The sequence below is a fragment of the Alkaliphilus crotonatoxidans genome, from assembly GCF_054658015.1.
Genome location: NZ_BAAHXS010000006.1, coordinates 1,369,060 through 1,395,234 on the forward strand (window position 1 = coordinate 1,369,060; position 26,175 = coordinate 1,395,234).

The 26,175-nt window shown below is 42.0% G+C and carries 41 protein-coding genes and 8 pseudogenes; 33 read left to right on the forward strand and 16 right to left on the reverse strand.

What is annotated here, in order from left to right; genetic code table 11:
* The 16 genes and pseudogenes from murD (ACYQ1I_RS18790) to ACYQ1I_RS18860 all read right to left on the reverse strand — a co-directional run bounded on the left by murD (ACYQ1I_RS18790) (position 1) and on the right by ACYQ1I_RS18860 (position 9,455).
* Positions 1-1,365 (reverse strand): UDP-N-acetylmuramoyl-L-alanine--D-glutamate ligase, encoded by a 1,365-nt coding sequence (gene murD, locus ACYQ1I_RS18790; protein WP_459768104.1) that lies wholly within the window; start codon positions 1,363-1,365, stop codon positions 1-3.
* A 16-nt stretch (positions 1,366-1,381) separates the two neighbouring features.
* Entirely contained in the window at positions 1,382-2,377 is a 996-nt protein-coding gene (gene mraY / locus ACYQ1I_RS18795; protein ID WP_459768106.1) for a phospho-N-acetylmuramoyl-pentapeptide-transferase, read from the reverse strand.
* A 4-nt stretch (positions 2,378-2,381) separates the two neighbouring features.
* Positions 2,382-3,542 (reverse strand): UDP-N-acetylmuramoyl-tripeptide--D-alanyl-D-alanine ligase, encoded by a 1,161-nt coding sequence (locus ACYQ1I_RS18800; protein WP_459768108.1) that lies wholly within the window; start codon positions 3,540-3,542, stop codon positions 2,382-2,384.
* A gap of 1 nt (position 3,543) precedes the next feature.
* On the reverse strand, positions 3,544-3,768 hold the full coding sequence (locus tag ACYQ1I_RS18805; RefSeq protein WP_459768110.1) for a Mur ligase domain-containing protein: 225 nt from the start codon (positions 3,766-3,768) through the stop codon (positions 3,544-3,546).
* Positions 3,768-4,547, reverse strand: coding sequence for a Mur ligase family protein (locus tag ACYQ1I_RS18810; protein ID WP_459768208.1), 780 nt, complete (start codon positions 4,545-4,547; stop codon positions 3,768-3,770). The genes ACYQ1I_RS18805 and ACYQ1I_RS18810 overlap by 1 nt, the downstream gene beginning before the upstream one ends.
* A 49-nt stretch (positions 4,548-4,596) precedes the next feature.
* On the reverse strand, positions 4,597-5,235 hold the full coding sequence (locus tag ACYQ1I_RS18815; protein ID WP_459768112.1) for a Mur ligase family protein: 639 nt from the start codon (positions 5,233-5,235) through the stop codon (positions 4,597-4,599).
* A gap of 156 nt (positions 5,236-5,391) precedes the next feature.
* A complete protein-coding gene (locus tag ACYQ1I_RS18820; protein WP_459768210.1) occupies positions 5,392-5,907 on the reverse strand; it encodes a PASTA domain-containing protein in 516 nt (171 codons plus the stop codon).
* Positions 5,896-6,809, reverse strand: a pseudogene (locus ACYQ1I_RS18825) (peptidoglycan D,D-transpeptidase FtsI family protein); the annotation flags it as partial. The gene ACYQ1I_RS18820 and the pseudogene ACYQ1I_RS18825, both read right to left, overlap by 12 nt.
* A 79-nt stretch (positions 6,810-6,888) precedes the next feature.
* Entirely contained in the window at positions 6,889-7,044 is a 156-nt protein-coding gene (locus ACYQ1I_RS18830; protein ID WP_459768114.1) for a hypothetical protein, read from the reverse strand.
* 4 nt (positions 7,045-7,048) lie between these two features.
* Positions 7,049-7,144 carry a hypothetical protein gene (locus tag ACYQ1I_RS19030; RefSeq protein WP_488193075.1) on the reverse strand — a complete coding sequence of 32 codons (96 nt, stop codon included), beginning with the start codon at positions 7,142-7,144 and terminating at the stop codon, positions 7,049-7,051.
* Between the two features lie 74 nt (positions 7,145-7,218).
* Entirely contained in the window at positions 7,219-7,551 is a 333-nt protein-coding gene (locus ACYQ1I_RS19035) for a hypothetical protein (RefSeq protein ID WP_488193076.1), read from the reverse strand.
* 13 nt (positions 7,552-7,564) lie between these two features.
* A complete protein-coding gene (locus tag ACYQ1I_RS18840) occupies positions 7,565-8,053 on the reverse strand; it encodes a hypothetical protein (RefSeq protein WP_459768116.1) in 489 nt (162 codons plus the stop codon).
* 33 nt (positions 8,054-8,086) lie between these two features.
* A pseudogene (rsmH, locus tag ACYQ1I_RS18845) lies at positions 8,087-8,666 on the reverse strand (16S rRNA (cytosine(1402)-N(4))-methyltransferase RsmH).
* 22 nt (positions 8,667-8,688) lie between these two features.
* Positions 8,689-9,021: a 16S rRNA (cytosine(1402)-N(4))-methyltransferase gene (mraW, locus tag ACYQ1I_RS18850; RefSeq protein ID WP_459768118.1), complete on the reverse strand. Its 333-nt coding sequence runs from the start codon at positions 9,019-9,021 to the stop codon at positions 8,689-8,691.
* A gap of 15 nt (positions 9,022-9,036) precedes the next feature.
* Positions 9,037-9,228 carry a division/cell wall cluster transcriptional repressor MraZ gene (locus ACYQ1I_RS18855; RefSeq protein WP_459768212.1) on the reverse strand — a complete coding sequence of 64 codons (192 nt, stop codon included), beginning with the start codon at positions 9,226-9,228 and terminating at the stop codon, positions 9,037-9,039.
* A gap of 32 nt (positions 9,229-9,260) precedes the next feature.
* Positions 9,261-9,455, reverse strand: a complete 195-nt coding sequence (locus ACYQ1I_RS18860; protein WP_459768120.1) for a division/cell wall cluster transcriptional repressor MraZ — start codon at positions 9,453-9,455, stop codon at positions 9,261-9,263.
* On the opposite strand from ACYQ1I_RS18860, the gene ACYQ1I_RS18865 reads away from it, so the two are divergent.
* The 33 genes and pseudogenes from ACYQ1I_RS18865 (at position 9,440) to ACYQ1I_RS19025 (ending at position 26,171) form a co-directional block, all read left to right on the forward strand.
* A complete protein-coding gene (locus tag ACYQ1I_RS18865) occupies positions 9,440-9,565 on the forward strand; it encodes a division/cell wall cluster transcriptional repressor MraZ (RefSeq protein ID WP_459768122.1) in 126 nt (41 codons plus the stop codon). The genes ACYQ1I_RS18860 and ACYQ1I_RS18865 overlap by 16 nt on opposite strands.
* Positions 9,566-9,578: 13 nt before the next feature.
* Positions 9,579-9,860, forward strand: coding sequence for a division/cell wall cluster transcriptional repressor MraZ (locus tag ACYQ1I_RS18870; RefSeq protein ID WP_459768124.1), 282 nt, complete (start codon positions 9,579-9,581; stop codon positions 9,858-9,860).
* A 15-nt stretch (positions 9,861-9,875) separates the two neighbouring features.
* A pseudogene (rsmH, locus tag ACYQ1I_RS18875) lies at positions 9,876-10,810 on the forward strand (16S rRNA (cytosine(1402)-N(4))-methyltransferase RsmH).
* A gap of 33 nt (positions 10,811-10,843) precedes the next feature.
* Positions 10,844-11,332 (forward strand): hypothetical protein, encoded by a 489-nt coding sequence (locus ACYQ1I_RS18880; protein ID WP_459761704.1) that lies wholly within the window; start codon positions 10,844-10,846, stop codon positions 11,330-11,332.
* 13 nt (positions 11,333-11,345) lie between these two features.
* Positions 11,346-11,684 (forward strand): hypothetical protein, encoded by a 339-nt coding sequence (locus ACYQ1I_RS18885; protein ID WP_459768126.1) that lies wholly within the window; start codon positions 11,346-11,348, stop codon positions 11,682-11,684.
* Between the two features lie 70 nt (positions 11,685-11,754).
* Positions 11,755-12,423, forward strand: a pseudogene (locus tag ACYQ1I_RS18890) (penicillin-binding transpeptidase domain-containing protein).
* A gap of 47 nt (positions 12,424-12,470) precedes the next feature.
* Positions 12,471-12,671 (forward strand): annotated as a pseudogene (locus ACYQ1I_RS18895) (penicillin-binding transpeptidase domain-containing protein); the annotation flags it as partial.
* 124 nt (positions 12,672-12,795) lie between these two features.
* Entirely contained in the window at positions 12,796-12,942 is a 147-nt protein-coding gene (locus ACYQ1I_RS18900) for a penicillin-binding transpeptidase domain-containing protein (RefSeq protein ID WP_459768128.1), read from the forward strand.
* Positions 12,943-12,977: 35 nt separating this feature from the next.
* Positions 12,978-13,184 carry a hypothetical protein gene (locus tag ACYQ1I_RS18905; protein WP_459768130.1) on the forward strand — a complete coding sequence of 69 codons (207 nt, stop codon included), beginning with the start codon at positions 12,978-12,980 and terminating at the stop codon, positions 13,182-13,184.
* Between the two features lie 36 nt (positions 13,185-13,220).
* On the forward strand, positions 13,221-13,502 hold the full coding sequence (locus ACYQ1I_RS18910) for a PASTA domain-containing protein (protein WP_459768132.1): 282 nt from the start codon (positions 13,221-13,223) through the stop codon (positions 13,500-13,502).
* Between the two features lie 156 nt (positions 13,503-13,658).
* Positions 13,659-14,354 carry a Mur ligase family protein gene (locus ACYQ1I_RS18915; RefSeq protein WP_459768134.1) on the forward strand — a complete coding sequence of 232 codons (696 nt, stop codon included), beginning with the start codon at positions 13,659-13,661 and terminating at the stop codon, positions 14,352-14,354.
* Position 14,355: 1 nt separating this feature from the next.
* On the forward strand, positions 14,356-14,952 hold the full coding sequence (locus ACYQ1I_RS18920) for a glutamate ligase domain-containing protein (protein ID WP_459768214.1): 597 nt from the start codon (positions 14,356-14,358) through the stop codon (positions 14,950-14,952).
* Between the two features lie 173 nt (positions 14,953-15,125).
* The gene (locus tag ACYQ1I_RS18925) at positions 15,126-15,353 is read left to right on the forward strand and encodes a Mur ligase domain-containing protein (protein ID WP_459768136.1); all 228 of its coding nucleotides are present in this window, start codon (positions 15,126-15,128) and stop codon (positions 15,351-15,353) included.
* A gap of 98 nt (positions 15,354-15,451) precedes the next feature.
* Positions 15,452-16,067: pseudogene (locus ACYQ1I_RS18930) on the forward strand (Mur ligase family protein).
* Positions 16,068-16,087: 20 nt separating this feature from the next.
* Positions 16,088-16,510: a glutamate ligase domain-containing protein gene (locus ACYQ1I_RS18935; RefSeq protein WP_459768138.1), complete on the forward strand. Its 423-nt coding sequence runs from the start codon at positions 16,088-16,090 to the stop codon at positions 16,508-16,510.
* Between the two features lie 4 nt (positions 16,511-16,514).
* Positions 16,515-17,507, forward strand: a pseudogene (gene mraY / locus ACYQ1I_RS18940) (phospho-N-acetylmuramoyl-pentapeptide-transferase).
* A 39-nt stretch (positions 17,508-17,546) separates the two neighbouring features.
* A complete protein-coding gene (locus tag ACYQ1I_RS18945) occupies positions 17,547-17,678 on the forward strand; it encodes a hypothetical protein (protein WP_459768140.1) in 132 nt (43 codons plus the stop codon).
* A 45-nt stretch (positions 17,679-17,723) separates the two neighbouring features.
* On the forward strand, positions 17,724-18,749 hold the full coding sequence (gene murD / locus ACYQ1I_RS18950; protein ID WP_459768142.1) for a UDP-N-acetylmuramoyl-L-alanine--D-glutamate ligase: 1,026 nt from the start codon (positions 17,724-17,726) through the stop codon (positions 18,747-18,749).
* A 138-nt stretch (positions 18,750-18,887) separates the two neighbouring features.
* On the forward strand, positions 18,888-20,012 hold the full coding sequence (gene spoVE, locus ACYQ1I_RS18955; RefSeq protein ID WP_459768102.1) for a stage V sporulation protein E: 1,125 nt from the start codon (positions 18,888-18,890) through the stop codon (positions 20,010-20,012).
* 4 nt (positions 20,013-20,016) lie between these two features.
* Positions 20,017-21,108 carry an undecaprenyldiphospho-muramoylpentapeptide beta-N-acetylglucosaminyltransferase gene (gene murG, locus ACYQ1I_RS18960; RefSeq protein WP_459768100.1) on the forward strand — a complete coding sequence of 364 codons (1,092 nt, stop codon included), beginning with the start codon at positions 20,017-20,019 and terminating at the stop codon, positions 21,106-21,108.
* A gap of 127 nt (positions 21,109-21,235) precedes the next feature.
* A complete protein-coding gene (locus tag ACYQ1I_RS18965; RefSeq protein WP_459768098.1) occupies positions 21,236-21,598 on the forward strand; it encodes a hypothetical protein in 363 nt (120 codons plus the stop codon).
* A gap of 153 nt (positions 21,599-21,751) precedes the next feature.
* A complete protein-coding gene (locus tag ACYQ1I_RS18970) occupies positions 21,752-22,351 on the forward strand; it encodes an HD domain-containing protein (protein WP_459768144.1) in 600 nt (199 codons plus the stop codon).
* Positions 22,352-22,484: 133 nt separating this feature from the next.
* Entirely contained in the window at positions 22,485-22,760 is a 276-nt protein-coding gene (locus ACYQ1I_RS18975) for a hypothetical protein (protein WP_459768146.1), read from the forward strand.
* A gap of 23 nt (positions 22,761-22,783) precedes the next feature.
* Positions 22,784-23,215 (forward strand): recombinase family protein, encoded by a 432-nt coding sequence (locus tag ACYQ1I_RS18980; RefSeq protein WP_459768148.1) that lies wholly within the window; start codon positions 22,784-22,786, stop codon positions 23,213-23,215.
* Positions 23,188-23,316: pseudogene (locus ACYQ1I_RS18985) on the forward strand (recombinase family protein); the annotation flags it as partial. The gene ACYQ1I_RS18980 and the pseudogene ACYQ1I_RS18985, both read left to right, overlap by 28 nt.
* A gap of 47 nt (positions 23,317-23,363) precedes the next feature.
* Positions 23,364-23,477 (forward strand): recombinase family protein, encoded by a 114-nt coding sequence (locus tag ACYQ1I_RS18990; protein ID WP_459768216.1) that lies wholly within the window; start codon positions 23,364-23,366, stop codon positions 23,475-23,477.
* Positions 23,474-24,100, forward strand: a complete 627-nt coding sequence (locus tag ACYQ1I_RS18995; RefSeq protein ID WP_459768150.1) for a recombinase zinc ribbon domain-containing protein — start codon at positions 23,474-23,476, stop codon at positions 24,098-24,100. The genes ACYQ1I_RS18990 and ACYQ1I_RS18995 overlap by 4 nt, the downstream gene beginning before the upstream one ends.
* A 26-nt stretch (positions 24,101-24,126) precedes the next feature.
* Positions 24,127-24,291 carry a hypothetical protein gene (locus ACYQ1I_RS19000; protein WP_459768152.1) on the forward strand — a complete coding sequence of 55 codons (165 nt, stop codon included), beginning with the start codon at positions 24,127-24,129 and terminating at the stop codon, positions 24,289-24,291.
* A gap of 14 nt (positions 24,292-24,305) precedes the next feature.
* Entirely contained in the window at positions 24,306-24,563 is a 258-nt protein-coding gene (locus tag ACYQ1I_RS19005; RefSeq protein ID WP_459768218.1) for a hypothetical protein, read from the forward strand.
* Between the two features lie 14 nt (positions 24,564-24,577).
* Positions 24,578-24,904 (forward strand): hypothetical protein, encoded by a 327-nt coding sequence (locus tag ACYQ1I_RS19010; RefSeq protein WP_459768220.1) that lies wholly within the window; start codon positions 24,578-24,580, stop codon positions 24,902-24,904.
* Positions 24,905-24,926: 22 nt separating this feature from the next.
* Positions 24,927-25,091, forward strand: coding sequence for a hypothetical protein (locus ACYQ1I_RS19015; RefSeq protein ID WP_459768154.1), 165 nt, complete (start codon positions 24,927-24,929; stop codon positions 25,089-25,091).
* 157 nt (positions 25,092-25,248) lie between these two features.
* Positions 25,249-26,025 (forward strand): cell division protein FtsQ/DivIB, encoded by a 777-nt coding sequence (locus ACYQ1I_RS19020; protein ID WP_459768156.1) that lies wholly within the window; start codon positions 25,249-25,251, stop codon positions 26,023-26,025.
* Positions 26,026-26,036: 11 nt separating this feature from the next.
* Positions 26,037-26,171, forward strand: coding sequence for a hypothetical protein (locus tag ACYQ1I_RS19025; protein WP_459768158.1), 135 nt, complete (start codon positions 26,037-26,039; stop codon positions 26,169-26,171).
* The last annotated feature ends 4 nt before the right edge of the window (positions 26,172-26,175 follow it).

A 26,175-nucleotide genomic window follows, 5' to 3' on the forward strand; every position in this document is an offset into this window, starting at 1 on the left:
TTAAGCCCCCCTTAGGTTTGAAACAAGATTCTTAAAATGCCTTCCTCTTTCCTCAAAATTAGGGTACATATCCCAACTGGCACAGGCCGGTGATAACAATATGGTATCTCCCTCACTGGCATGACTAAAGGCCAAAGTCACTGCTTCCTCCAAATCCTTTACCGGTTGAACCCCCAAAAATCCCCGATCCCTTGCCGCCTGCTGCAATTTCAGCGCAGTTTCTCCATAAACAATCATTTCCTTTACTTTTCCCTGGAAGGCATCAATAAAGGCAGAAAAATCACTTCCCTTATCCATTCCGCCCGCCAAAAGTACAATAGGTCCTTTAACAGCCTCAAGGGCTTTTATTGATGCATCGGGATTGGTACCCTTTGAATCATTAATAAATGCCACACCGCTGACGGTATCGACATATTCAAGACGATGCTCCACTCCCTGGAAGGTTTTTAAGGTATGGGCGATAATGCTGGGTTCGATTCCAGCTACATAGGCCATGGCCACCGCCGCCAGGGCATTTTCTAAATTATGATTTCCTGGAATGTTAATTTCGTTAATAGCGATAATCTCTTCCCTTTTGCCATTGAAATGAACGACAACTTTATTTTGGTCAACATATACCCCCTCAGATAGTTGAGTTTTCCGGCTAAAGAAAACCTTTTTGGCCTTCAAGCCTTGGCTTTCCTCTTTTAGGGCTTCATCATCGTAATTGATGATGGCAAAATCTGAGGGTTGTTGATTTTTGAATAGATTAAATTTGGCATTTTTATAGTTTTCCATGGTCTTATGGCGATTCAAGTGGTCTGGTGTTAAATTTAATATAGCAGCTATTTGAGGGCGAAAGGTCACGATACTCTCCAACTGAAAGCTGCTGACCTCCATTACCATGTAATCTTCTTTTTTTATCTCCAGGGCTTTAGAAATAGCCGCCACACCAATGTTTCCCACTACGTAGGTATTTTTTCCTGCATTTTTAAATATTTCTCCTGTCAGGCTGGTGGTGGTGGTCTTTCCATTGGTACCTGTTATGGCCACGATTTGACCTTCTGCCAAACGATAGGCCAGCTCAATTTCTCCGATAATCTCTTTCCCAGCCTCCCGTAAGGCCTTAATAAAGGGCAGCTCCAATGGAACCCCAGGTGAAACAATTACTAAATCAATGGCCAAGTCATCTATTTTTTCAGGATGCTTACCCAATATGTATTCCACCCTTAGGCCCTTTAATTCATCTAGGGCATCGGTTAATTGTTCTTTCATCTTTAGATCATTGACAATGACCCTTGCCCCTAATTTGTCTAATGCCTTAACTAAGGGAATACCGGTTATGGCAAGACCTATGACCAATACTACCTTATTTTTTAAATTCATTCTTTCACCCGCTTTCTTAATTCAAGCCGACAATTCCTATTAAGCATAGAATGACTGTGGTAATCCAAAAAACGATTACTACCTTCGTTTCTGCCCAACCACTCAATTCATAATGGTGATGAAGGGGACTCATTTTAAATATACGTTTCCCTGTTAATTTATATGAGGCCACTTGTAAAATAACTGATAATGTTTCAGCAAAATAAATACCGCCTACAATGGGAATAATTAACGAAACATTCATTAGTATTGCCACTGTTGCTACAGCTCCCCCCAGGGCTAAGGAACCTGTGTCTCCCATAAATACCTGGGCAGGATGGGAATTAAACCTTAAAAAGCCCAGGCAGGCTCCGGTAACAGCCCCTGAAAAAATCGCCAGGCTGGTATAGCCCCAATTTAAGGCAATTAAGCTAAAGAAAGCAGCAATAATTAAGGTTACACCTGCGGCCAAACCGTCTAAACCATCCGTTAGGTTAGCACCATTTACTGTGGCCACCACAACAAAGGCGATAAAGGGTTTATAAAGGATTCCTAGATCCAGATATTGGGGAATCGTTAAACCGCCAATGGTGAAGCTTCCTTGGATAAAGGGAATAATCACCTTGGTACCCATAATCGACACATTGGATTGATAAACGGCAAGCAATAGGGCAATAATGACCTGCAGTATTAGTTTTTGATAGGCCCTTAAGCCCAGTGATCGCTTTAAAACTACTTTAATAAAATCATCTAAAAAACCAATTAGGCCAAAGGCGGTGGTTGCCGCCAGGGCCACCAAAAGATCACGATTCATGACACCAGCTGTCAAGGAAGTGATCAGGATTGACGCAATAATGATAATACCGCCGATTGTGGGGGTTCCACTCTTGGACTTATGGCTTTGGGGGCCTTCCTCCCGAATCGTTTGGCCCACCTTCAACCTTTTTAAATAGGGAATAATTAAAGGTCCCAATAGTAATGTGATGGCAAAACCAATAATAATTGTATAAATAAGCTGCTTATGCTGTATCATTATATTAGCTCCTCTCTAGTAAATAATTAACGATTTCTTCCATCTTCATACCTCTTGAGCCCTTAATTAAAATAATATCCTCTGGCTGTATGAGTTCTTCCAGTTTTTCTATGGCCTGTTGATTATTAGAAACTGAGATAATCAATTTTTCATTTGCTAAGGTTTCTGCTTCCTCTGCAATCCATCGGGCCATGTTTCCTACAGAAATCAATATATTTATATTGGTATTTGCAAAATCCCGGCCAACCATGCGATGACCCTCCTCTGAAAAACTGCCCATTTCAAACATATCTCCCAGCAGTGCAATTTTTCTTTTTCCCTTCATATCATCAAGTACCTTAAGGGATGCCTTCATGGAATCCGGGCTGGCATTATAGGCATCATTAATGATTTTAAGATTATGTTTTTCATGGATTTCAAACCTCATCTTTGAAGGAATATAATGATTCAGACCTTTTTGTAATTCCTCAGGGGTCATTTTAAAGTTCAGTCCAATCCATAGGGCTACCAGAGCATTGTAAACATTATGAATACCAGGATATTTAAATTGAAAATCATGAACTTCTTCCATTATTTTAATGGAGATGGTGAAGCCTGCTTCACCATGATCAATTACCCGTTGGGGATAAAAGTCATTCTCCTTCGATAATCCATAGGATATGCACTGATAGGATCTTTGCTGCTCCTTTACTTTTTGAAGATAGGGATCATCTCCATTGATCAGCAGATAATCGGTCCCTTGCAGGAAGCCGGCTATTTCCAGCTTCGCCTTCAGGATGTTCTCTCTGCTTCCTAAGTGTTCTATATGAGACATACCAATATTGGTGATCACCGCCACATGGGGCCTGACAACTTCAACCAGATTATGAATTTCACCAAAGGATGACATCCCCATTTCCAATACACCAACCTCATGGCTTTTTGACAGGTTGAACAGCGTCATGGGCAAACCGATTTGGTTATTTAAATTACCCATATTTTTTAGAACCTGATATTTTTCTGACAGGATGCTGCTGATCAAATCCTTCGTGCTGGTTTTACCTGTACTGCCGGTTACCGCCACAAAGGGGATATGAAACTGATTACGATAATAAGTACTGATTTTTCTCAGGGCAACCAGGATATCTTCCACTTCGATAACAAAAATTCCTTCCAGTTCCTTCAAATTAATTTGGTTGTCCTTTGCAGCAAAGGCTGCCCCATGCCCCCTTGGTCTTGGCCTTGGGAATAAAATCATGCCCTCTATAATTTGCTCCGTCGAGGGGAATAAAAAGCTGTCCTACTTTAAGGGTTCGGGTATCGGTGGAAATTCCCAGACTTGAAGGGTTTTTTCCAGCTTGCAATAGACGGCCTCCTGTGGCTTGGATGATTTGTTCAACGGTCAGCAGCATTACTCAATTCCTTCCTCTCTAGCGATTTCAATTGCAACCTGCCGGTCGTCAAAGGGCAGCACCTGGCTCCCTACAATTTGGGTTGTCTCGTGACCCTTTCCTGCAATAATGACGATATCATTCCTACGGGCTGTCTTAAGGGCCAATTTAATGGCCTCCCGTCTATCTGGCCTTACATAATAACAGCTCTTGGATTTTTGAATCCCTTGTTCAACCATTTCTATTATTTGATTAGGATCCTCGGTTCGAGGGTTATCAGATGTTAGAATCGATATATCGCTGTATCTTCCGGCGATTTCACCCATCACGGGTCTTTTTGTTTTATCCCGATCGCCACCGCAGCCCAATACGGTAATCAATCTATTATCCTTTGCAAAGGTCTTGGCTGCTTTTAAAACATTTTCCAGGGCATCAGGCGTATGGGCGAAGTCTACAATCACTGCTGCCTTTTTGATTTCTTCGATCACTTCAAACCTTCCCTTTACTCCTTTAAACTGCTTTAGGGCTGAAACCATTGATTCAACAGGTATCCCCAGGGCATAGCAGGCCGATATGGCCGCCAGGGCATTGTAAACAGCAAAAAGGGCTGGGATTTTAAGGGTAAAGGCTTCCCTGAAATCGGGCCCCACCACCTCAAAGCTGACACCCTTAAGGCCGATTTTGACATTCTCTGCCTTAAAATCAGCTGACTGATTTATTCCATAGGTATAAAGGGGAACTGCTAAATTTCTGATTTCTTCTGCTATGATCTGACCATGGGAGTCATCAATATTAATAATATTCCCAGTCTGGGTCTGATAAAATAATTTCTTTTTTGACCTTCGATAATTATCTTAAATTTAGGTGAAAGTCCAGGTGATCAGGTGTGAGATTGGTAAAAATACCAATTTTAAAGGCAATCCCTTCCACTCGGCTAAGCTCCAGGGAATGGGATGAAACCTCCATGACACAGCTATCCAGTCCATAATCAAGCATTTTTCTAAATTGCCGCTGAATATCAATTGATTCTGGTGTTGTTCTGGATTGAACGACCCTTTCATCTCCCATCAGCGTGGCCAGCGTCCCCATTAATCCAGGCCTTCGGCCCGCTTCCTCCAATATTGCCTTAATCATATAAGTAATTGAGGTTTTTCCATTGGTTCCCGTAACACCAATTACATCTAATATTTCACTGGGTCGATGATAAAAATTCGTTGCAATTTGTGCCATGGCCCTTCTGCAATCTCTTACCCGTATCACGGTTGCATCTTCCGCTTGAATCGGTACTTCGCAGAGGATCGCCTTTGCTCCCCTTTGAATGGCTTCACTTACGTATAGGTGTCCATCCGTTTGAAAGCCCCGAATACATATAAATAAGCTATTTTCTGTAACATCCTTTGAATTATTATGTATGTTGTCTATCTCTAAATCATCATTTCCGTCCAGCTTGACGATATCCAGCCCCTGAATCAATTCCTTTAATATCATAGGTATCCATCCCTTCTATTGCTATTATTAACGTTTCTTGAGCTTTTTAAAAGGCAACATAAAATTAAAGGTTGATTACCCAATAATTTTAGTTGCCCATTTCATTATAAATCCATTAGCTTATATTTTCTAGTATTAAATTTTATGGAAATAGGCTTAATTAAATTCTACACTCACAATGGTTCCAGCCTCAACCTGTTCATTCATCTCTGGATATTGCTTCGTCGCCTGCCCACTTCCTGTAATTTTTAATCTTAACCCAAGATTAGAGAGAATTGTATTGGCTTCACGGATGGTCTTTCCTGTCAGGTCTGGTACGGTAACAGAAGCTGAATCGGTACCTTTCCTTGTGTAGAGCAAAATAATTGATTTTTCCGGTACTGATGCCCCCGGCTTGGGAAACATATCGACCACAATATCATTCTGATGCTCTTCATTAACGGTTTCTATATCATATTGAAGGTTATGCTGACCTAATATTTTCGATGCTTCACTCAGAGACATATCCCGTACCTCCGGAACAGTGACCTTAGGCTTTACAAGCTCCTTTGCCTCTTCTTCATTATAGCTGGGCTGAATATCTAAATATCTTAAGGTTTCCTCTAAGATTTCCTTTGCCGCCGGTGCTGCCGTGGTGCTACCGAAATGGCTTGCTCCATTGGGCTCATCCACTACAACCAAAATAGCCAGCTTTGGATCATCTATGGGAGCAACGCCTATAAAGGAGGAGATGTACAGTCCGGCTGGATAGCCTCCATCCTTGGCCTTCTGAGCCGTTCCTGTCTTTCCGCCTATACGATAGCCCGGAATGTAGACTGAATTTCCTCCTCCCTCTGAAACGACAGATTCCATAATTTCAAGCATTTCCTTTGAAGTTTTTTCTGAAATAACCTGTCGAATAAAGGTCTCTTCAAATTGATGAATCACCTTACCCTCTTGATCAATCAGTTCCTTCACAAGCCTTGGCTGCATCAATTTTCCATCGTTGGCTATGGCAGCAACGGCTGTTAGTAGCTGTAATTGTGTTACCGAAATACTTTGCCGAAGGACATGGTGGCCAGTTCTACCGGCCCTGTTTGGGGCACCGAATACATAATTGCACTCCGCTCGCCGGGCAAATCAATTCCTGTTGTGTTTGAAAATCCAAAGGCATTAATATATTTATGAAAGGTTTCGGCTCCAAGTCGTTGAGCTAATTCAACAAATACCGGGTTATCAGAATTTTGTACTGCTTCTGTTAGGGTTTGATGCCCAAAGGGATTATACCAACGCCAGCTTTTAATGATTCGACCTGCAACATTGATGGTACCGCTGGAATAAAAGGTGCTTTGGGGAGTGGCTACCCCTTCCTCCAAGGCAGCAGAGGTAGTAACCAGCTTAAAGGTAGAGCCTGGCTCATAGGTATCATTAATGACTGGATTTCGCCACATGGCATACCATTCGTTGAGCTTTTCGTCATCGGTCAATTCCTCCAGCTGGGCCCTTAAAGCTTCATCAAGGGGTACTCTGGGCTCATTGGGATCATAGTCTGGCTTAATTGCCATGGCCAATATTTCTCCGGTTTTAACGTCCATTACTGTGGCTGAAACCCTGAGGGCCTGGTTAACTTCAAGGGCATTTTGCACTGCCTTTTCAGCAAAGTGCTGTATTACTTCATCCAATGGTTAAAACGACACTTAAACCATCCTCTGGAGGATGATATCGCTCAACACTGAAGGGAAGCTGCCGGCCTGCCCCATCGGTGTTCTTGATCCATCGACCGGGTAAACCGCTTAAATACTTATCGTATTCCAATTCTATGCCGGCCATCCCCCTATTGTCCATTGGTAATATGACCTATTATGTAAGAAGCAAAATTACCATAGGGGTAATATCGTTTATTATCATCAGCAATCCAAACGCCCTTCAACTTTGCCTGACGAACCTTCAGGGCCAGGTCGTCATCGATCCAGCGAATAAGTGTAACAATATAGCTTTTTTTAGTTAATCGGTTTTTAGCTTTTCTTCATCAAGACCCAATATTACCGACAATTCCTTGGCTGTTTTATCTACATCTTCTATTTCGCTAGGCTTGGCATATACCGTATTGCTGCTGGCACTAATTGCCAATTCCTTTCCATTGCGATCATATATGATTCCTCGCTTGGCAGGAATGGGAATATCCCTGGTCTGCTGGGCATTGGCAAGCTCCTTGTACCTTTCGCCGTTTACGATTTGAATCCAGCCAAGGCGAACGATTAAAGAGAACATCACCACATTTACAACGATAAATATAAACAACAATCTTTTTTTACTTGATATACTAGGCTGAGACAAAGCTCTTCCTCCTTTAAAAATTCAACAGGGCTGTAAATTTATGAACTACCCTCTTTAATGGGCTTATCCTTGGTTGTTCCAGGTTTTCTTCCAGTTTTATGCGATTATTTAATTCATTGGTCAGAAGATCTACCTTGGTTTGATTGATGACAATGTATTGGGTATTTTCGGGGGAAGGATACTGCATTTTCAGCCGTTCTAATGCTTCCTGCTCAATTGCCCTTGACTTTGAAACCCGTTCAAGCTCTATTTTCAGTTTTTCTCTTTGCATTTCCATTTGCTCAAGGGTATTATTTTGAGCATGAACTGATGCCTTAGCTCCGTTATGGCAGCGTATCTTAATAGGAGAAATAAGCTCAATACCAAAAGCCCACAAATTGATAAAGCAACAGCTGCTTTTTCCAAGCGGTAGCTTTTTTTGGGGCATACCTTTCTTTTTAGGTGTTGGCTTCTCTCGTCTTTCGGGCTGTAATTGGGGATATTCTTTTCTTATTACTTCCAAATTTATTCATCCTTTCTCCCATTTAGAACAATTCTATACCTTTTCCGCCACCCTTAGCTTGGCACTTCTTGCCCTTGGGTTTATTTCCAATTCCTCATCAGAGGGAACGATCGGTTTCCTTGTGATAATTTCCAGCTCCTGCTTTTTGTTACACTGGCAACTGGAAACTGAGGGGGACAAACACATGGATTTTGCAATTTTTAAAGGCATTTTTTACAATCCTGTCCTCCAGTGAATGGAAGGTGATGATACAGATTCTACCACCCGGTCTTAAATATTGAGTGGCCGCAATAATGGTTTCTTCGATAATTTCCAGTTCTCGATTGACTTCAATACGAATGGCCTGAAAGGTTCTTTTGGCCGGGTGGGGTCCATCCATTCGGGCTCCCTTGGGAATGGCCCCTTTTATTATATCCACCAGCTGATAGGTGGTTTCTATAGGTTCTGATCTTCTGTGGTTTACAATAAATTGGGCGATACGCTTTGCCCATTTTTCTTCACCATAGTCTTTTATAATTTGATAGAGGGCTTCTTCACTGTAACCATTGACAACCTCCCTGGCAGTCAATGGACTGCGGTTATCCATTCTCATATCCAGGGGAGCATCATGCATGTAGGAAAAGCCCCTTTCCGCTTCATCCAATTGATGGGATGAAACAACCTAAATCCAGCAATAGGCCGTCTATTTCTGCAATTTCCAGTTGCTCCAGTACATCTGACAGATGACTGAAATTGCTTCTTACGGCTTTAAAACGATCAGTATAATCTTTAAGCCTTTCACCGGCAGCCTTTAGGGCATTTTCATCCTGGTCAATTCCAATCAGCAGGCCTTTTTCATTAAGTCTTTTGGCAATCTCCAAGGAGTGGCCGCCGCCCCCCAGGGTGCCATCTACGTAAGTCCCCTGAGGCTTTATGTTTAAATATTCAATTGATTCCTCCAACAGTACGGAAACATGTTTAAAATTCATTTTATCACCTTCATTTTAGATTCCCAGCTCTGCCATTTTTGAAGCAATTTCATCATAGCTTAAATTAGCATCGCTGTTATATTCCTGCCACTCAGCCAGGCTCCACACCTCGATACGGGTGGCAACCCCTATCATAACCGCTTCCTTTTCGAGGTGGGCGTATTCCCTTAGGTTATTGGGAATTCTTATTCTTCCCTGATTATCCAGTTCACATTCCGTGGCACCTGAAAAAAAGAATCTTACAAAGGCTCTGGCATCCTTATTGGTAAGGGGAGCTGCTTTAGCTTATTTTCCATAACCCTCCATTCCTCAAGGGTATAGATAAACAGACAGTTGTCTAAGCCCTTTGTTAAAATAAAGCTCTCTCCCAACTGTTCTCTGTATTTAGCGGGTATACTGACACGACCCTTTGTATCAATTGTGTGATGATACAATTGATACAAAGGGTCGTGTCAGTATACCCGCTAAATACAGAGAACAGTTGGGAGAGAGCTTTATTTTAACAAAGGGCTTAGACAACTGTCTGGTTTATCTATACCCTTGAGGAATGGAGGGTTATGGAAAATAAGCTAAAGCAGCTCCCCCTTACCAATAAGGATGCCAGAGCCTTTGTAAGATTCTTTTTTTCAGGTGCCACGGAATGTGAACTGGATAATCAGGGAAGAATAAGAATTCCCAATAACCTAAGGGAATACGCCCACCTCGAAAAGGAAGCGGTTATGATAGGGGTTGCCACCCGTATCGAGGTGTGGAGCCTGGCTGAGTGGCAGGAATATAACAGCGATGCTAATTTAAGCTATGATGAAATTGCTTCAAAAATGGCAGAGCTGGGAATCTAAAATGAAGGTGATAAAATGAATTTTAAACATGTTTCCGTACTGTTGGAGGAATCAATTGAATATTTAAACATAAAGCCTCAGGGGACTTACGTAGATGGCACCCTGGGGGGCGGCGGCCACTCCTTGGAGATTGCCAAAAGACTTAATGAAAAAGGCCTGCTGATTGGAATTGACCAGGATGAAAATGCCCTAAAGGCTGCCGGTGAAAGGCTTAAAGATTATACTGATCGTTTTAAAGCCGTAAGAAGCAATTTCAGTCATCTGTCAGATGTACTGGAGCAACTGGAAATTGCAGAAATAGACGGCCTATTGCTGGATTTAGGTGTTTCATCCCATCAATTGGATGAAGCGGAAAGGGGCTTTTCCTACATGCATGATGCTCCCCTGGATATGAGAATGGATAACCGCAGTCCATTGACTGCCAGGGAGGTTGTCAATGGTTACAGTGAAGAAGCCCTCTATCAAATTATAAAAGACTATGGTGAAGAAAAATGGGCAAAGCGTATCGCCCAATTTATTGTAAACCACAGAAGATCAGAACCTATAGAAACCACCTATCAGCTGGTGGATATAATAAAAGGGGCCATTCCCAAGGGAGCCCGAATGGATGGACCCCACCCGGCCAAAAGAACCTTTCAGGCCATTCGTATTGAAGTCAATCGAGAACTGGAAATTATCGAAGAAACCATTATTGCGGCCACTCAATATTTAAGACCGGGTGGTAGAATCTGTATCATCACCTTCCATTCACTGGAGGACAGGATTGTAAAAAATGCCTTTAAAAAATTGCAAAATCCATGTGTTTGTCCCCCTCAGTTTCCAGTTTGCCAGTGTAACAAAAAGCAGGAGCTGGAAATTATCACAAGGAAACCGATCGTTCCCTCTGATGAGGAATTGGAAATAAACCCAAGGGCAGAAGTGCCAAGCTAAGGGTGGCGGAAAAGGTATAGAATTGTTCTAAATGGGAGAAAGGATGAATAAATTTGGAAGTAATAAGAAAAGAATATCCCCAATTACAGCCCGAAAGACGAGAGAAGCCAACACCTAAAAAGAAAGGTATGCCCCAAAAAAGCTACCGCTTGGAAAAAGCAGCTGTTGCTTTATCAATTTGTGGGCTTTTGGTATTGAGCTTATTTCTCCTATTAAGATACGCTGCCATAACGGAGCTAAGGCATCATGTTCATGCTCAAAATAATACCCTTGAGCAAATGGAAATGCAAAGAGAAAAACTGAAAATAGAGCTTGAACGGGTTTCAAAGTCAAGGGCAATTGAGCAGGAAGCATTAGAACGGCTGAAAATGCAGTATCCTTCCCCCGAAAATACCCAATACATTGTCATCAATCAAACCAAGGTAGATCTTCTGACCAATGAATTAAATAATCGCATAAAACTGGAAGAAAACCTGGAACAACCAAGGATAAGCCCATTAAAGAGGGTAGTTCATAAATTTACAGCCCTGTTGAATTTTTAAAGGAGGAAGAGCTTTGTCTCAGCCTAGTATATCAAGTAAAAAAAGATTGTTGTTTATATTTATCGTTGTAAATGTGGTGATGTTCTCTTTAATCGTTCGCCTTGGCTGGATTCAAATCGTAAACGGCGAAAGGTACAAGGAGCTTGCCAATGCCCAGCAGACCAGGGATATTCCCATTCCTGCCAAGCGAGGAATCATATATGATCGCAATGGAAAGGAATTGGCAATTAGTGCCAGCAGCAATACGGTATATGCCAAGCCTAGCGAAATAGAAGATGTAGATAAAACAGCCAAGGAATTGTCGGTAATATTGGGTCTTGATGAAGAAAAGCTAAAAAACCGATTTAACTAAAAAAAGCTATATTGTTACACTTATTCGCTGGATCGATGACGACCTGGCCCTGAAGGTTCGTCAGGCAAAGTTGAAGGGCGTTTGGATTGCTGATGATAATAAACGATATTACCCCTATGGTAATTTTGCTTCTTACATAATAGGTCATATTACCAATGACAATAGGGGGATGGCCGGCATAGAATTGGAATACGATAAGTATTTAAGCGGTTTACCCGGTCGATGGATCAAGAACACCGATGGGGCAGGCCGGCAGCTTCCCTTCAGTGTTGAGCGATATCATCCTCCAGAGGATGGTTTAAGTGTCGTTTTAACCATTGATGAAGTAATACAGCACTTTGCTGAAAAGGCAGTGCAAAATGCCCTTGAAGTTAACCAGGCCCTCAGGGTTTCAGCCACAGTAATGGACGTTAAAACCGGAGAAATATTGGCCATGGCAATTAAGCCAGACTATGATCCCAATGAGCCAGAGTACCCCTTGATGAAGCTTTAAGGGCCCAGCTGGAGGAATTGACCGATGACGAAAAGCTCAACGAATGGTATGCCATGTGGCGAAATCCCAGTCATTAATGATACCTATGAGCCAGGCTCTACCTTTAAGCTGGTTACTACCTCTGCTGCCTTGGAGGAAGGGGTAGCCACTCCCCAAAGCACCTTTTATTCCAGCGGTACCATCAATGTTGCAGGTCGAATCATTAAAAGCTGGCGTTGGTATAATCCTTTGGGCATCAAACCCTAACAGAAGCAGTACAAAATTCTGATAACCCGGTATTTGTTGAATTAGCTCAACGACTTGGAGCCGAAACCTTTCATAAATATATTAATGCCTTTGGATTTTCAAACACAACAGGAATTGATTTGCCCGGCGAGCGGAGTGCAATTATGTATTCGGTGCCCCAAACAGGGCCGGTAGAACTGGCCACCATGTCCTTCGGGCAAAGTATTTCGGTAACACAATTACAGCTACTAACAGCCGTGCTGCCATAGCCAACGATGGAAAATTGATGCAGCCAAGGCTTGTGAAGGAACTGATTGATCAAGAGGGTAAGGTGATTCATCAATTTGAAGAGACCTTTATTCGACAGGTTATTTCAGAAAAACTTCAAAGGAAATGCTTGAAATTATGGAATCTGTCGTTTCAGAGGGAGGAGGAAATTCAGTCTACATTCCGGGCTATCGTATAGGCGGAAAGACAGGAACGGCTCAGAAGGCCAAGGATGGAGGCTATCAGCCGGACTGTACATCTCCTCCTTTATAGGCGTTGCTCCCATAGATGATCCAAAGCTGGCTATTTTGGTTGTAGTGGATGAGCCCAATGGAGCAAGCCATTTCGGTAGCACCACGGCAGCACCGGCGGCAAAGGAAATCTTAGAGGAAACCTTAAGATATTTAGATATTCAGCCCAGCTATAATGAAGAAGAGGCAAAGGAGCTTGTAAAGCCTAAGGTCACTGTTCCGGAGGTACGGGATATGTCTCTGAGTGAAGCATCGAAATATTAGGTCAGCATAACCTTCAATATGATATAGAAACCGTTAATGAAGAGCATCAGAATGATATTGTGGTCGATATGTTTCCCAAGCCGGGGGCATCAGTACCGGAAAAATCAATTATTTTGCTCTACACAAGGGAAAGGTACCGATTCAGCTTCTGTTACCGTACCAGACCTGACAGGAAAGACCATCCGTGAAGCCAATACAATTCTCTCTAATCTTGGGTTAAGATTAAAAATTACAGGAAGTGGGCAGGCGACGAAGCAATATCCAGAGATGAATGAACAGGTTGAGGCTGGAACCATTGTGAGTGTAGAATTTAATTAAGCCTATTTCCATAAAATTTAATACTAGAAAATATAAGCTAATGGATTTATAATGAAATGGGCAACTAAAATTATTGGGTAATCAACCTTTAATTTTATGTTGCCTTTTAAAAAGCTCAAGAAACGTTAATAATAGCAATAGAAGGGATGGATACCTATGATATTAAAGGAATTGATTCAGGGGCTGGATATCGTCAAGCTGGACGGAAATGATGATTTAGAGATAGACAACATACATAATAATTCAAAGGATGTTACAGAAAATAGCTTATTTATATGTATTCGGGGCTTTCAAACGGATGGACACCTATACGTAAGTGAAGCCATTCAAAGGGGAGCAAAGGCGATCCTCTGCGAAGTACCGATTCAAGCGGAAGATGCAACCGTGATACGGGTAAGAGATTGCAGAAGGGCCATGGCACAAATTGCAACGAATTTTTATCATCGACCCAGTGAAATATTAGATGTAATTGGTGTTACGGGAACCAATGGAAAAACCTCAATTACTTATATGATTAAGGCAATATTGGAGGAAGCGGGCCGAAGGCCTGGATTAATGGGGACGCTGGCCACGCTGATGGGAGATGAAAGGGTCGTTCAATCCAGAACAACACCAGAATCAATTGATATTCAGCGGCAATTTAGAAAAATGCTTGATTATGGACTGGATAGCTGTGTCATGGAGGTTTCATCCCATTCCCTGGAGCTTAGCCGAGTGGAAGGGATTGCCTTTAAAATTGGTATTTTTACCAATCTCACACCTGATCACCTGGACTTTCACCTAAATTTAGATAATTATCGAAGGTCAAAAAAAGAAATTATTTTATCAGACCCAGACTGGGAATATTATTAATATTGATGACTCCCATGGTCAGATCATAGCAGAAGAAATCAGAAATTTAGCAGTTCCCCTTTATACCTATGGAATAAATCAGTCAGCTGATTTTAAGGCAGAGAATGTCAAAATCGGCCTTAAGGGTGTCAGCTTTGAGGTGGTGGGGCCCGATTTCAGGGGAAGCCTTTACCTTAAAATCCCAGCCCTTTTTGCTGTTTACAATGCCCTGGCGGCCATATCGGCCTGCTATGCCCTGGGGATACCTGTTGAATCAATGGTTTCAGCCCTAAAGCAGTTTAAAGGAGTAAAGGGAAGGTTTGAAGTGATCGAAGAAATCAAAAAGGCAGCAGTGATTGTAGACTTCGCCCATACGCCTGATGCCCTGGAAAATGTTTTAAAAGCAGCCAAGACCTTTGCAAAGGATAATAGATTGATTACCGTATTTGGCTGCGGTGGCGATCGGGATAAAACAAAAAGACCCGTGATGGGTGAAATCGCCGGAAGATACAGCGATATATCGATTCTAACATCTGATAACCCTCGAACCGAGGATCCTAATCAAATAATAGAAATGTTGAACAAGGGATTCAAAAATCCAAGAGCTGTTATTATGTAAGGCCAGATAGACGGGAGGCCATTAAATTGGCCCTTAAGACAGCCCGTAGGGAATGATATCGTCATTATTGCAGGAAAGGGTCACGAGACAACCCAAATTGTAGGGAGCCAGGTGCTGCCCTTTGACGACCGGCAGGTTGCAATTGAAATCGCTAGAGAGGAAGGAATTGAGTAATGCTGCTGACCGTTGAACAAATCATCCAAGCCACAGGAGGCCGTCTATTGCAAGCTGGAAAAAACCCTTCAAGTCTGGGAATTTCCACCGATACCCGAAACCTTAAAGTAGGACAGCTTTTTATTCCCCTCGACGGAGCAAATTATAGAGGGCATGATTTTATTCCCAAGGCCAAGACCAAGGGGCATGGGGCAGCCTTTGCTGCAAAGGACAACCAATTAATTTGAAGGAACTGGAAGGAATTTTTGTTATCGAAGTGGAAGATATCCTGGTTGCCCTGAGAAAAATCAGTACTTATTATCGTAATCAGTTTCATATCCCCTTTGTGGCGGTAACCGGCAGTACAGGTAAAACCAGCACGAAGGATTTGATCAGCAGCATCCTGTCAGAAAAATATCAGGTTCTAAAAAATATGGGTAATTTAAATAACCAAATCGGTTTGCCCATGACGCTGTTCAACCTGTCAAAAAAGCCATGAGGTTGGTGTATTGGAAATGGGGATGTCATCCTTTGGTGAAATTCATAATCTGGTTGAAGTTGTCAGGCCCCATGTGGCGGTGATCACCAATATTGGTATGTCTCATATAGAACACTTAGGAAGCAGAGAGAACATCCTGAAGGCGAAGCTGGAAATAGCCGGCTTCCTGCAAGGGACCGATTATCTGCTGATCAATGGAGATGATCCCTATCTTCAAAAAGTAAAGGAGCAGCAAAGATCCTATCAGTGCATATCCTATGGATTATCGAAGGAGAATGACTTTTATCCCCAACGGGTAATTGATCATGGTGAAGCAGGCTTCACCATCTCCATTAAAATAATGGAAGAAGTTCATGATTTTCAATTTAAATATCCTGGTATTCATAATGTTTACAATGCTCTGGTAGCCCTATGGATTGGACTGAACTTTAAAATGACCCTGAGGAATTACAAAAAGGTCTGAATCATTATATTCCTTCAAAGATGAGGTTTGAAATCCATGAAAAACATAATCTTAAAATCATTAATGATGCCTATAATGCCAGCCCGGATTCCATGAAGGCATCCCTTAAGGTACTTGATGATATGAAGGGAAAAAGAAAAATTGCACTGCTGGGAGATATGTTTGAAATGGGCAGTTTTTCAGAGGAGGGTCATCGCATGGTTGGCCGGGATTTTGCAAATACCAATATAAATATATTGATTTCTGTAGGAAACATGGCCCGATGGATTGCAGAGGAAGCAGAAACCTTAGCAAATGAAAAATTGATTATCTCAGTTTCTAATAATCAACAGGCCATAGAAAAACTGGAAGAACTCATACAGCCAGAGGATATTATTTTAATTAAGGGCTCAAGAGGTATGAAGATGGAAGAAATCGTTAATTATTTACTAGAGAGGAGCTAATATAATGATACAGCATAAGCAGCTTATTTATACAATTATTATTGGTTTTGCCATCACATTACTATTGGGACCTTTAATTATTCCCTATTTAAAAAGGTTGAAGGTGGGCCAAACGATTCGGGAGGAAGGCCCCCAAAGCCATAAGTCCAAGAGTGGAACCCCCACAATCGGCGGTATTATCATTATTGCGTCAATCCTGATCACTTCCTTGACAGCTGGTGTCATGAATCGTGATCTTTGGTGGCCCTGGCGGCAACCACCGCCTTTGGCCTAATTGGTTTTTTAGATGATTTTATTAAAGTAGTTTTAAAGCGATCACTGGGCTTAAGGGCCTATCAAAAACTAATACTGCAGGTCATTATTGCCCTATTGCTTGCCGTTTATCAATCCAATGTGTCGATTATGGGTACCAAGGTGATTATTCCCTTTATCCAAGGAAGCTTCACCATTGGCGGTTTAACGATTCCCCAATATCTGGATCTAGGAATCCTTTATAAACCCTTTATCGCCTTTGTTGTGGTGGCCACAGTAAATGGTGCTAACCTAACGGATGGTTTAGACGGTTTGGCCGCAGGTGTAACCTTAATTATTGCTGCTTTCTAGCTTAATTGCCTTAAATTGGGGCTATACCAGCCTGGCGATTTTTTCAGGGGCTGTTACCGGAGCCTGCCTGGGCTTTTTAAGGTTTAATTCCCATCCTGCCCAGGTATTTATGGGAGACACAGGTTCCTTAGCCCTGGGGGGAGCTGTAGCAACAGTGGCAATACTAATGAATGTTTCGTTAATTATTCCCATTGTAGGCGGTATTTATTTTGCTGAAACATTATCAGTTATTTTACAAGTGGCCTCATATAAATTAACAGGGAAACGTATATTTAAAATGAGTCCCCTTCATCACCATTATGAATTGAGTGGTTGGGCAGAAACGAAGGTAGTAATCGTTTTTTGGATTACCACAGTCATTCTATGCTTAATAGGAATTGTCGGCTTGAATTAAGAAAGCGGGTGAAAGAATGAATTTAAAAATAAGGTAGTATTGGTCATAGGTCTTGCCATAACCGGTATTCCCTTAGTTAAGGCATTAGACAAATTAGGGGCAAGGGTCATTGTCAATGATCTAAAGATGAAAGAACAATTAACCGATGCCCTAGATGAATTAAAGGCCTAAGGGTGGAATACATATTGGGTAAGCATCCTGAAAAAAATAGATGACTTGGCCATTGATTTAGTAATTGTTTCACCTGGGGTTCCATTGGAGCTGCCCTTTATTAAGGCCTTACGGGAGGCTGGGAAAGAGATTATCGGAGAAATTGAGCTGGCCTATCGTTTGGCAGAAGGTCAAATCGTGGCCATAACAGGTACCAATGGAAAGACCACCACCACCAGCCTGACAGGAGAAATATTTAAAAATGCAGGAAAAAATACCTACGTAGTGGGAAACATTGGTGTGGCGGCTATTTCTAAAGCCCTGGAGATAAAAAAAGAAGATTACATGGTAATGGAGGTCAGCAGCTTTCAGTTGGAGAGTATCGTGACCTTTCGCCCTCAAATAGCTGCTATATTAAATTTAACACCAGACCACTTGAATCGCCATAAGACCATGGAAAACTATAAAAATGCCAAATTTAATCTATTCAAAAATCAACAACCCTCAGATTTTGCCATCATCAATTACGATGATGAAGCCCTAAAAGAGGAAAGCCAAGGCTTGAAGGCCAAAAAGGTTTTCTTTAGCCGGAAACTCAACTATCTGAGGGGGTATATGTTGACCAAAATAAAGTTGTCGTTCATTTCAATGGCAAAAGGGAAGAGATTATCGCTATTAACGAAATTAACATTCCAGGAAATCATAAATTTAGAAAATGCCCTGGCGGCGGTGGCCATGGCCTATGTAGCTGGAATCGAACCCAGCATTATCGCCCATACCTTAAAAACCTTCCAGGGAGTGGAGCATCGTCTTGAATATGTCGATACCGTCAGCGGTGTGGCATTTATTAATGATTCAAAGGGTACCAATCCCGATGCATCAATAAAAGCCCTTGAGGCTGTTAAAGGACCTATTGTACTTTTGGCGGGCGGAATGGATAAGGGAAGTGATTTTTCTGCCTTTATTGATGCCTTCCAGGGAAAAGTAAAGGAAATGATTGTTTATGGAGAAACTGCGCTGAAATTGCAGCAGGCGGCAAGGGATCGGGGATTTTTGGGGGTTCAACCGGTAAAGGATTTGGGGAAGCAGTGACTTTGGCCTTTAGTCATGCCAGTGAGGGAGATACCATATTGTTATCACCGGCCTGTGCCAGTTGGGATATGTACCCTAATTTTGAGGAAAGAGGAAGGCATTTTAAGAATCTTGTTTCAAACCTAAGGGGGGCTTAAAATGGGAAAGAAGAAAAATCCCTTTGACTCCGTATTGCTTCTTTCGGTTTCAGCCCTGGTGGCTATAGGCATTATCATGATCTTCAGTTCAAGCTTCTCCTACTCTTTAGTCAATTATAAAGATGGCTATTATTTTTTAAAGCGGGTTTTTATATGGGCAGTGGTGGGAACCATGGCAATGGTATTTTGCTCCCGCTTCCCCTATTGGCAATGGAAGCGCTTTGCCAATATGATCATGCTCATCAGCTTAGGACTTTTAGTCGTGGTTTTAACGCCCCTCGGCAAGGAGGTAAATGGCGCCCAACGCTGGATCGGAGTAGGGGATTCCCTCACCATTATGCCTTCTGAGGTGGCGAAGTTTGCGGTCATTTTATTTGTTGCCACCAGTATTGAAAGGAAAAAAGAAAAAATGCAAAGCTTCCTCTATGGTGTGGTGCCCTACCTGATGCTAATCGGACTGTGCTTTGGCTTGATCTATAAACAGCCTGACTTCAGTACTGCCTTTGTGGTGGCGGTTATCATTGTAGCCATGGTTTTTGTGGGGGGAATGAAGCTCTCCCATTTTATCGGCTTAGCTGGTGCAGGTGTGGGGGGAATGATTGCCCTAATTGGGTACATCTTTATTAGTGGAAGCTCCTATAAGGCCGCCCGAATTACAGCTTTTCTTGATCCCTGGGCAGATCCCACAGATACGGGCTTTCAAGTGGTTCAATCGCTATTGGCCTTAGGGTCAGGGGGGTTATTTGGCCGGGGGCTGGGAAGAAGTGTACAAAAGCACTTTTATCTGCCCGAACCCCAGAATGATTTCATATTTGCTATTATAGGCGAAGAATTGGGCTTCATTGGTGGCGCAGTCATATTGTTGTTATTTATGATACTGATCTGGCGAGGGATTCGAATTGCCATTAATGCGCCCGATGTGTTTAGCTGCCTATTTACAACGGGTTATGTATCGATGATCACAGTTCAGGTGATTATCAATATTGCCGTTGCCACCTCATCCATGCCGGTGACGGGTATGCCACTGCCTTTCATCAGCTATGGCGGAAATACCTTGGTTATTTTTATGGCAATGACCGGTATATTATTAAATATTTCTCGATATACCAATCTTGATAGGAGTTGAAAAAATGAAGGTAGTAATCAGCGGTGGTGGTACAGGGGGGCATATTTATCCGGCCATAGCCATTGCCAACAAAATCAAAGAAACCAATCCCCATGCACAAATCCTGTTCATTGGAACCAAACAGGGGTTAGAAAGGGAAATTGTGCCAAAGGAAGGGTATCCAATACATTTTATTCCCGTAAGTTACTTAAAAAGAAAGCTTTCCTTCCATAATCTAAAAAGTGCTGCCCTATTAATGAAGGGACTGCTGGAGGCTAGAAGGATCCTTAAGGAATATCAACCCGATGTAGTGATTGGTACAGGGGGCTTTGTATGTGGTCCAGTCCTTTATATGGCCACAAAGCTTGGCTTTAAAACCCTGATCCATGAGCAGAATGTGTTTCCAGGGCTGACTAATCGAATCCTGGCAAAGCATGTAGATTGTATTGCCCTGAGCTTTGAGGAGGCAAAAAAATATCTCAAGCAGTATAAAAAAATTGTCGTCACAGGAAATCCCATAAGGGGCGATTTTTTAACCATATCAGAGGAGGATGCTGCCAGACGCTATCAGAAAAAAAGGCCTATTGTTTTGGTTGTAGGAGGCAGCGGGGGCTCACGAAGGTTAAATGAGGCAACCTTAGAGATGCTGAAGGAGCACCCCCAGAATCCCTTTGAAGTCATCTGGGCAACAGGCAAGGGTCATTATGAAGGAATAGCAGAAGGGCTAAAGGCGTACCCAGAGGTCGAAAAGTACAATCGAATTGTACCCTATATTAATGACATGCCTTATGGTCTTAAGGCCAGCGATCTAATGATTTGCAGCGCCGGAGCCATTACCATTGCTGAAATAACCGGGGCAGGGAAGGCATCGATTTTAATTCCCAAGGCCTATACGGCAGAAAACCATCAGGAATATAATGCCCGGGCCCTTTCCGAAAAGGGAGCTGCCATGATGATCAAGGAAAATGAGCTTTCCGGAACATTGCTTTTTGAAAAAATAAGTTATATATTTAATCAGCCTTCCGTCTTAAAAGAAATGCAAAGGGCCAGCAAGGCAGAAGCCAAGCTTCAGGCCATTGACACCATCTATGAAGAAATACGGCTATTGCTAAAATAGTTTGTTCTGAAAGGAACACCTCTAGTGACTCCTTCATAATATGATTATATATTTGGCTTAAATCTATGCTTTGCTACGATTTGATATAAAGTGTATGATCATAAAGAACTCTGGAGGTGACTTCCTAGTGGGTAAGTTTGTAATCATTGGAGGAAATAAAATAACCGGTGAAGCTAGGGTGAGTGGGGCGAAGAATTCGGTTTTACCGATTATGGCAGCAACTGTTTTGAATGGTAAGTTAAATGTACTTCATGACATACCTAGATTATCTGATGTGGAGGTTATGACCAAAATTCTGCTGGCCATTGGCTGTACCGTTAAACGCCAGGGAAACACAATTATTGTCGATTCCAGTGGGCTAAATCATGATGAAATTCCAGAAGAATGGGTCAGGGAAATGAGATCTTCTATTATTTTTTTGGGTGCCATGCTTTCTCGATGTGGCAGAGTTAAAATTAGCTATCCAGGTGGATATGAGTACCAATTGTAAATGATCTGGCAGCAGTTAATCAAGCGTCCCTTAAGGATGCTTTTATTATTGGAAAATTCTGAAACGTAACGGGACAAGCTATTGACTTTTTTATGAGAAGGGTTACTATGGTCTATAAATAAAAAAAGTACTAGATTAGAAAGAGGGGTTGTAATGACAAAAGTACCAACAAGAGAAGAGGCCTTTGAATTATTTAGAAAATACAACAGCAACGACAGCTTAATTAAGCATGGACTGGCTGTTGAGGCGGTTATGAGGCATTTCGCTGTTCTATTGGGGCAGCAGGATGTAGAGAAATGGGGAATTATCGGATTAATCCATGACATTGACTATGAAATGTACCCCGATGAACACTGTATAAAGGCTAAGGAGATATTGGCCCAAAATCACTATCCAGAGGATTACATCCATGCCGTTGTCAGCCACGGATGGGGCATATGTGTTGATGTAGAGCCTGTAGAGCAAATGGAAAAGGTACTTTACACCATTGATGAATTAACAGGATTGATTGCAGCTACGGCCCTATTGAGACCCAGTAAAAGTATATTGGATCTTGAGGTGAAATCAGTCAAAAAGAAGTGGAAGCAAAAAGGCTTTGCTGCCGGCGTCAATCGAGAGGTAATTGAAAAGGGTGCAGCATTGTTGGGAATGGAAATGGACGAAATCATTAAAGAAACCATTCAGGAATGCGTCAGGTGGCCCGGGAAATTGGACTTGAGGGAGACCTTGCTTCTTCTTAGATTAGTGTTGTAAAACAGTCAATTCAGCGTAGCATTACGATGATGGCTGTTTTTTTTGCCCAGAAATCATTGCCTCCTGAGCTGGAATAGGACAATGTCAGCGGATCATAGTCTGTATTAGAAGCCAGCAGGAGGGGATTCAAGGTATGGAGAAAAAGATGGAGTGTTTAACAGCCGGGCCAAATATCCAAAGGAAAAGACCAGGTATTGTAAAGGTACATCACCAATTCAACGGAAATATTCCATTGGAGAGGGTATTGGAAAAAATTCTGATTGACCGCCTGAAACAGGAGGAAAATGCCCCTGACCAGAGTAAAGGGATCGGCATGAAGAATATGATCAATATTTATGGCTATGCCCGCTTATCCAGGGATGAGGACAGAGAAAATTATCGTCTATTGATAATCAAATTAATATTATAAAGGAATGGGCAGAATTCACTGCCATGGAGCTAAAAAATAAAGGACTTTCAGGAAAATTAATTAAGATTTTTATTGATGACAATGCTTCCGGCTATACCCTTGACAGACCGGAATTTAACCAGCTCAGAATAAGATCACGGCAATGGCCCGATAAAGCCCATATCGTCATCGCCAAGGACAGCTCAAGAATTGGTCGGCATAATGCCAAAACACTGCTGTTCTTTGAGCTTCTCCAGGAGCACGGTGTAAGAATTATTTTGGCATCGGACGGCTATGACAGTGAAAAAGACAATGATGATGTGCTGGGGATTAAAACCTGGTACAATGAAATGTATGTAAAGGATATTTCAAGAAAAATAAGAGATAGTATTCATAGTAAACAAAAAAACGGTGGATTAATCGTAAAGAATATTTATGGCTACGAAAAATGTCCCGTAATAAACATCAATTGGTGATTGATCAAGAGGCGGCTTCAGTGGTACAATACATATTCCAAAGCTATTTAAAGGGAAGCGGCTATCGAAGAATTGCCGATGCCCTAAACAATAAGGGTATTAAAACCCCTTCTCAATATCATCAAATCAAAACGGGGGGGAAATTAAGGTGGCAGAGTCATGGAATGCTGTTCATGTACAGCGGATTATTGCCAATGATGTTTATACAGGGGTTTTACGATGTGGTAAAACCAAAAAGAAAAGGATTAAAGGCCCTCGGTGAAAACCCAAGAGGAAGATCAGATTGTTTATTCCGATCATCATCCTGCCATTATCAGCAGGGCTGATTTTCAGCTGGCCCAGGAGATTGCCAGAAGAAGGTCAACCAGAAACATTCATAGTACAAGAAAAGGTATAAATCTCTTTTCGGGCTTCCTGTTTTGCGGCGATTGCGGCAGCTATCTGGTGGCCAGAAAAAGGGCCAATAAGCCTACAACCTATTGCTGCAGCAGTTACCACAGCCAGGGGAAAAAGGCCTGCAGTACCCATCTGGTTTCTGAAGAGGAGCTGCTAAATATATTAAAGATCAAGATAGGTGAAATTTTAAAGGCCGATGCCTTAGATTATCAAGGGCTGGAGAGGAAGATTAAGGAGCTTAAGGTGGATGAAGGGGGGGTAGACGATATTAAAAAGGATATCAAGGCAAAGCAGCTTGAACTAAAGGGATATGCCCGGCAACGGGCCCGTAGACAAATCAGTGAAGATCTGTATCAAGAATTAATCGAAGAAGTCAATAAAAGTATAGAGGTATTGAATTTGTATCTTCAGAAAATGCTGAAATATCAAAGGGAGATAGAGCAATTCAATGAAAAAATACCAATTAAAACTCAAATGAAAGGCTGCTGACAGAGCAGCCCCTAACTCGACTCGATATGGAACTGCTGATTGATAAAATAATTGTGAAGGAAGCTAGGGAGGGGGATCATCATCAATCGAGTGGCTTAGTATTGGATGTCTATTGGAACTTTTTTATTCCCACGGCATATCATAAACAGGTGGCTGTGAAATTGGCCCAAGGCCCATTGATTTACATTTAAGATCCCTGAAGGAACTGGGGGCTAAAATAGAAGAAAAGCATGGTTTTTTAATATGTGAAGCTAAAGAGCTGAGGGGAACGGAAATACAGTTGGATTTCCCCAGTGTAGGAGCCACAGAAAATCTTATTTTATCGGCGGTTTTTGCCAAGGGTACGACGGTCATTAGAAATGCCGCCCGGGAACCGGAAATTGTTGACTTGGCAAGCTTTATTAATGCCATGGGAGGAAAGGTGTCGGGGCAGGAAGTGCTACAATTGTCATTGAAGGGGTAAAGGAATTGTCTAATGTGGAGCATCAAATTATACCTGACCGCATTGTAGCTGGTACTTACTTAACCGCAGCAGCCATCACCAGAGGCGATATTTTGCTGACAAATGTTATTCCCGAGCACGTTCAATCTATATTGTATAAATTAAAGGAAAGTGGTTGTCATATTACCTGTAAAAATAATACAATAAGATTAGAGTCTCCTGATCGAATCACAGCCATTGACACCGTTAAAACCTTACCGTACCCTGGATTTCCAACGGATATGCAGTCTCAGCTGATGGCCTTAATGACCATGAGTGATGGCATTACAGTTTTTATAGAACAATTTTTGAAATCGTTTTAAACATGCAGAGGAATTAACCAGGATGGGGGCGAACATAAAGGTAGATGGAAGGGTTGCGATTGTCAAGGGTATGAAAAGATTGACGGGGGCTACAGTCACAGCAAAGGATCTTCGAGGTGGAGCAGCATTGATATTATCTGCCCTGGCAGCAGAAGGGAAGACCATTGTTGAAATGCCAAGCATGTAGAACGGGGATACGACCATTTTCACCAGGTGCTACGAAGCCTGGGGGGAAATATTACCCTGATCGATTAAAGAAATTTTTAGATAAAATAGATTGATAGCAGTAGAATTGCTGCTATAATTTAAATAGCTTTTATGGACAAGCAAAGGAGGGATGTAGATTGAGTCAATATGAAGCAATAAAAAGAAAGAAGCTGATACGAAGAAAAATGGAACAGATTTTGACTTCCCTTCTATTAGTTATTGTTTTTATATTATGGGGAATCTATGGATTGCTGCAATCGGATTTCTTCAACCTGAAAAATATCCAGATCAACGGCATAGAGACGATTACAGCGGAAGAAATTATTCAGGCTTCAGGATTAATCAAAGAGAGGAACCTGTTTAAATATAACCTGACAGATGTGGGCAACAACATAGTGAAGCATCCCTATGTGGAGTCTGTAAATCTGGAAAGAAAGCTGCCGAATGAGATGATCATCAATATAACAGAACGTTCAGAGTATGCTATAATAGCCTATATGGGCTCCTATTTGTTTATCGATTCCCAAGGTGTGGTTTTAAAGGTAGAGGACAGCTATATTTCCCAGGAGCTGCCCTTGATTACCGGCGCAGTCTTTGACAGCTTTGTACTGGGTCAAAAGGCAGATGTATTGAACCCCCAGGATTTAATGAAGGCCTTAAACCTGTTGGAAGCTGCCAGGCTGACAGATATGATAGACAATATTTCTGAAATTAATATAGCAGAAAAAGACAATGTCAGATTAATTACCTTTGATGGAATTGAGGTATTAATGGGGGAGGCCACGGACCCTGTCTATTTAATATTGGCATTACAGGAAGTTTTAGTTAACCTATATACAAATAATCGGCGAAATGTTATGATTGACATGAGGTACGAGGGGAACATTACGGTAAAGCAGCGAAACCAGCAGTAGGAGGAAGGCAAATGAAAGATGTAAAGGGAAAAATTGCCCTTGGAATACTATGTGGAATTTTGGGCTTAATTATATCGATGCAGTTAAAAACCATCAGAATCACTACAGGAGGCGATCTGCTTTCTCCCCAAAGGCTCAGCAGTTAACGGC

Excerpts from the sequence above, each read along its gene's own strand:
- ACYQ1I_RS19025 (WP_459768158.1), top strand. The coding sequence starts at position 26,037 with ATGAAAGATGTAAAGGGAAAAATTGCCCTTGGAATACTATGTGGAATT.
- ACYQ1I_RS18935 (WP_459768138.1), top strand. The coding sequence starts at position 16,088 with ATGAGGTTTGAAATCCATGAAAAACATAATCTTAAAATCATTAATGAT.
- ACYQ1I_RS18830 (WP_459768114.1), bottom strand. The coding sequence starts at position 7,044 with ATGGCCGGCATAGAATTGGAATACGATAAGTATTTAAGCGGTTTACCC.
- ACYQ1I_RS18970 (WP_459768144.1), top strand. The coding sequence starts at position 21,752 with ATGACAAAAGTACCAACAAGAGAAGAGGCCTTTGAATTATTTAGAAAA.
- ACYQ1I_RS18900 (WP_459768128.1), top strand. The coding sequence starts at position 12,796 with ATGCTTGAAATTATGGAATCTGTCGTTTCAGAGGGAGGAGGAAATTCA.
- ACYQ1I_RS19015 (WP_459768154.1), top strand. The coding sequence starts at position 24,927 with ATGGGGGCGAACATAAAGGTAGATGGAAGGGTTGCGATTGTCAAGGGT.
- ACYQ1I_RS18925 (WP_459768136.1), top strand. The coding sequence starts at position 15,126 with ATGCTGCTGACCGTTGAACAAATCATCCAAGCCACAGGAGGCCGTCTA.
- ACYQ1I_RS18870 (WP_459768124.1), top strand. The coding sequence starts at position 9,579 with ATGGAAAATAAGCTAAAGCAGCTCCCCCTTACCAATAAGGATGCCAGA.
- murD (WP_459768104.1), bottom strand. The coding sequence starts at position 1,365 with ATGAATTTAAAAAATAAGGTAGTATTGGTCATAGGTCTTGCCATAACC.
- ACYQ1I_RS18815 (WP_459768112.1), bottom strand. The coding sequence starts at position 5,235 with ATGATATTAAAGGAATTGATTCAGGGGCTGGATATCGTCAAGCTGGAC.
- ACYQ1I_RS18915 (WP_459768134.1), top strand. The coding sequence starts at position 13,659 with ATGATATTAAAGGAATTGATTCAGGGGCTGGATATCGTCAAGCTGGAC.
- mraW (WP_459768118.1), bottom strand. The coding sequence starts at position 9,021 with ATGAATTTTAAACATGTTTCCGTACTGTTGGAGGAATCAATTGAATAT.
- mraY (WP_459768106.1), bottom strand. The coding sequence starts at position 2,377 with ATGATACAGCATAAGCAGCTTATTTATACAATTATTATTGGTTTTGCC.
- ACYQ1I_RS18980 (WP_459768148.1), top strand. The coding sequence starts at position 22,784 with ATGGAGCTAAAAAATAAAGGACTTTCAGGAAAATTAATTAAGATTTTT.
- spoVE (WP_459768102.1), top strand. The coding sequence starts at position 18,888 with ATGGGAAAGAAGAAAAATCCCTTTGACTCCGTATTGCTTCTTTCGGTT.
- ACYQ1I_RS18805 (WP_459768110.1), bottom strand. The coding sequence starts at position 3,768 with ATGCTGCTGACCGTTGAACAAATCATCCAAGCCACAGGAGGCCGTCTA.
- ACYQ1I_RS18975 (WP_459768146.1), top strand. The coding sequence starts at position 22,485 with ATGGAGAAAAAGATGGAGTGTTTAACAGCCGGGCCAAATATCCAAAGG.
- murG (WP_459768100.1), top strand. The coding sequence starts at position 20,017 with ATGAAGGTAGTAATCAGCGGTGGTGGTACAGGGGGGCATATTTATCCG.
- ACYQ1I_RS19000 (WP_459768152.1), top strand. The coding sequence starts at position 24,127 with ATGGAACTGCTGATTGATAAAATAATTGTGAAGGAAGCTAGGGAGGGG.
- ACYQ1I_RS18910 (WP_459768132.1), top strand. The coding sequence starts at position 13,221 with ATGAAGAGCATCAGAATGATATTGTGGTCGATATGTTTCCCAAGCCGG.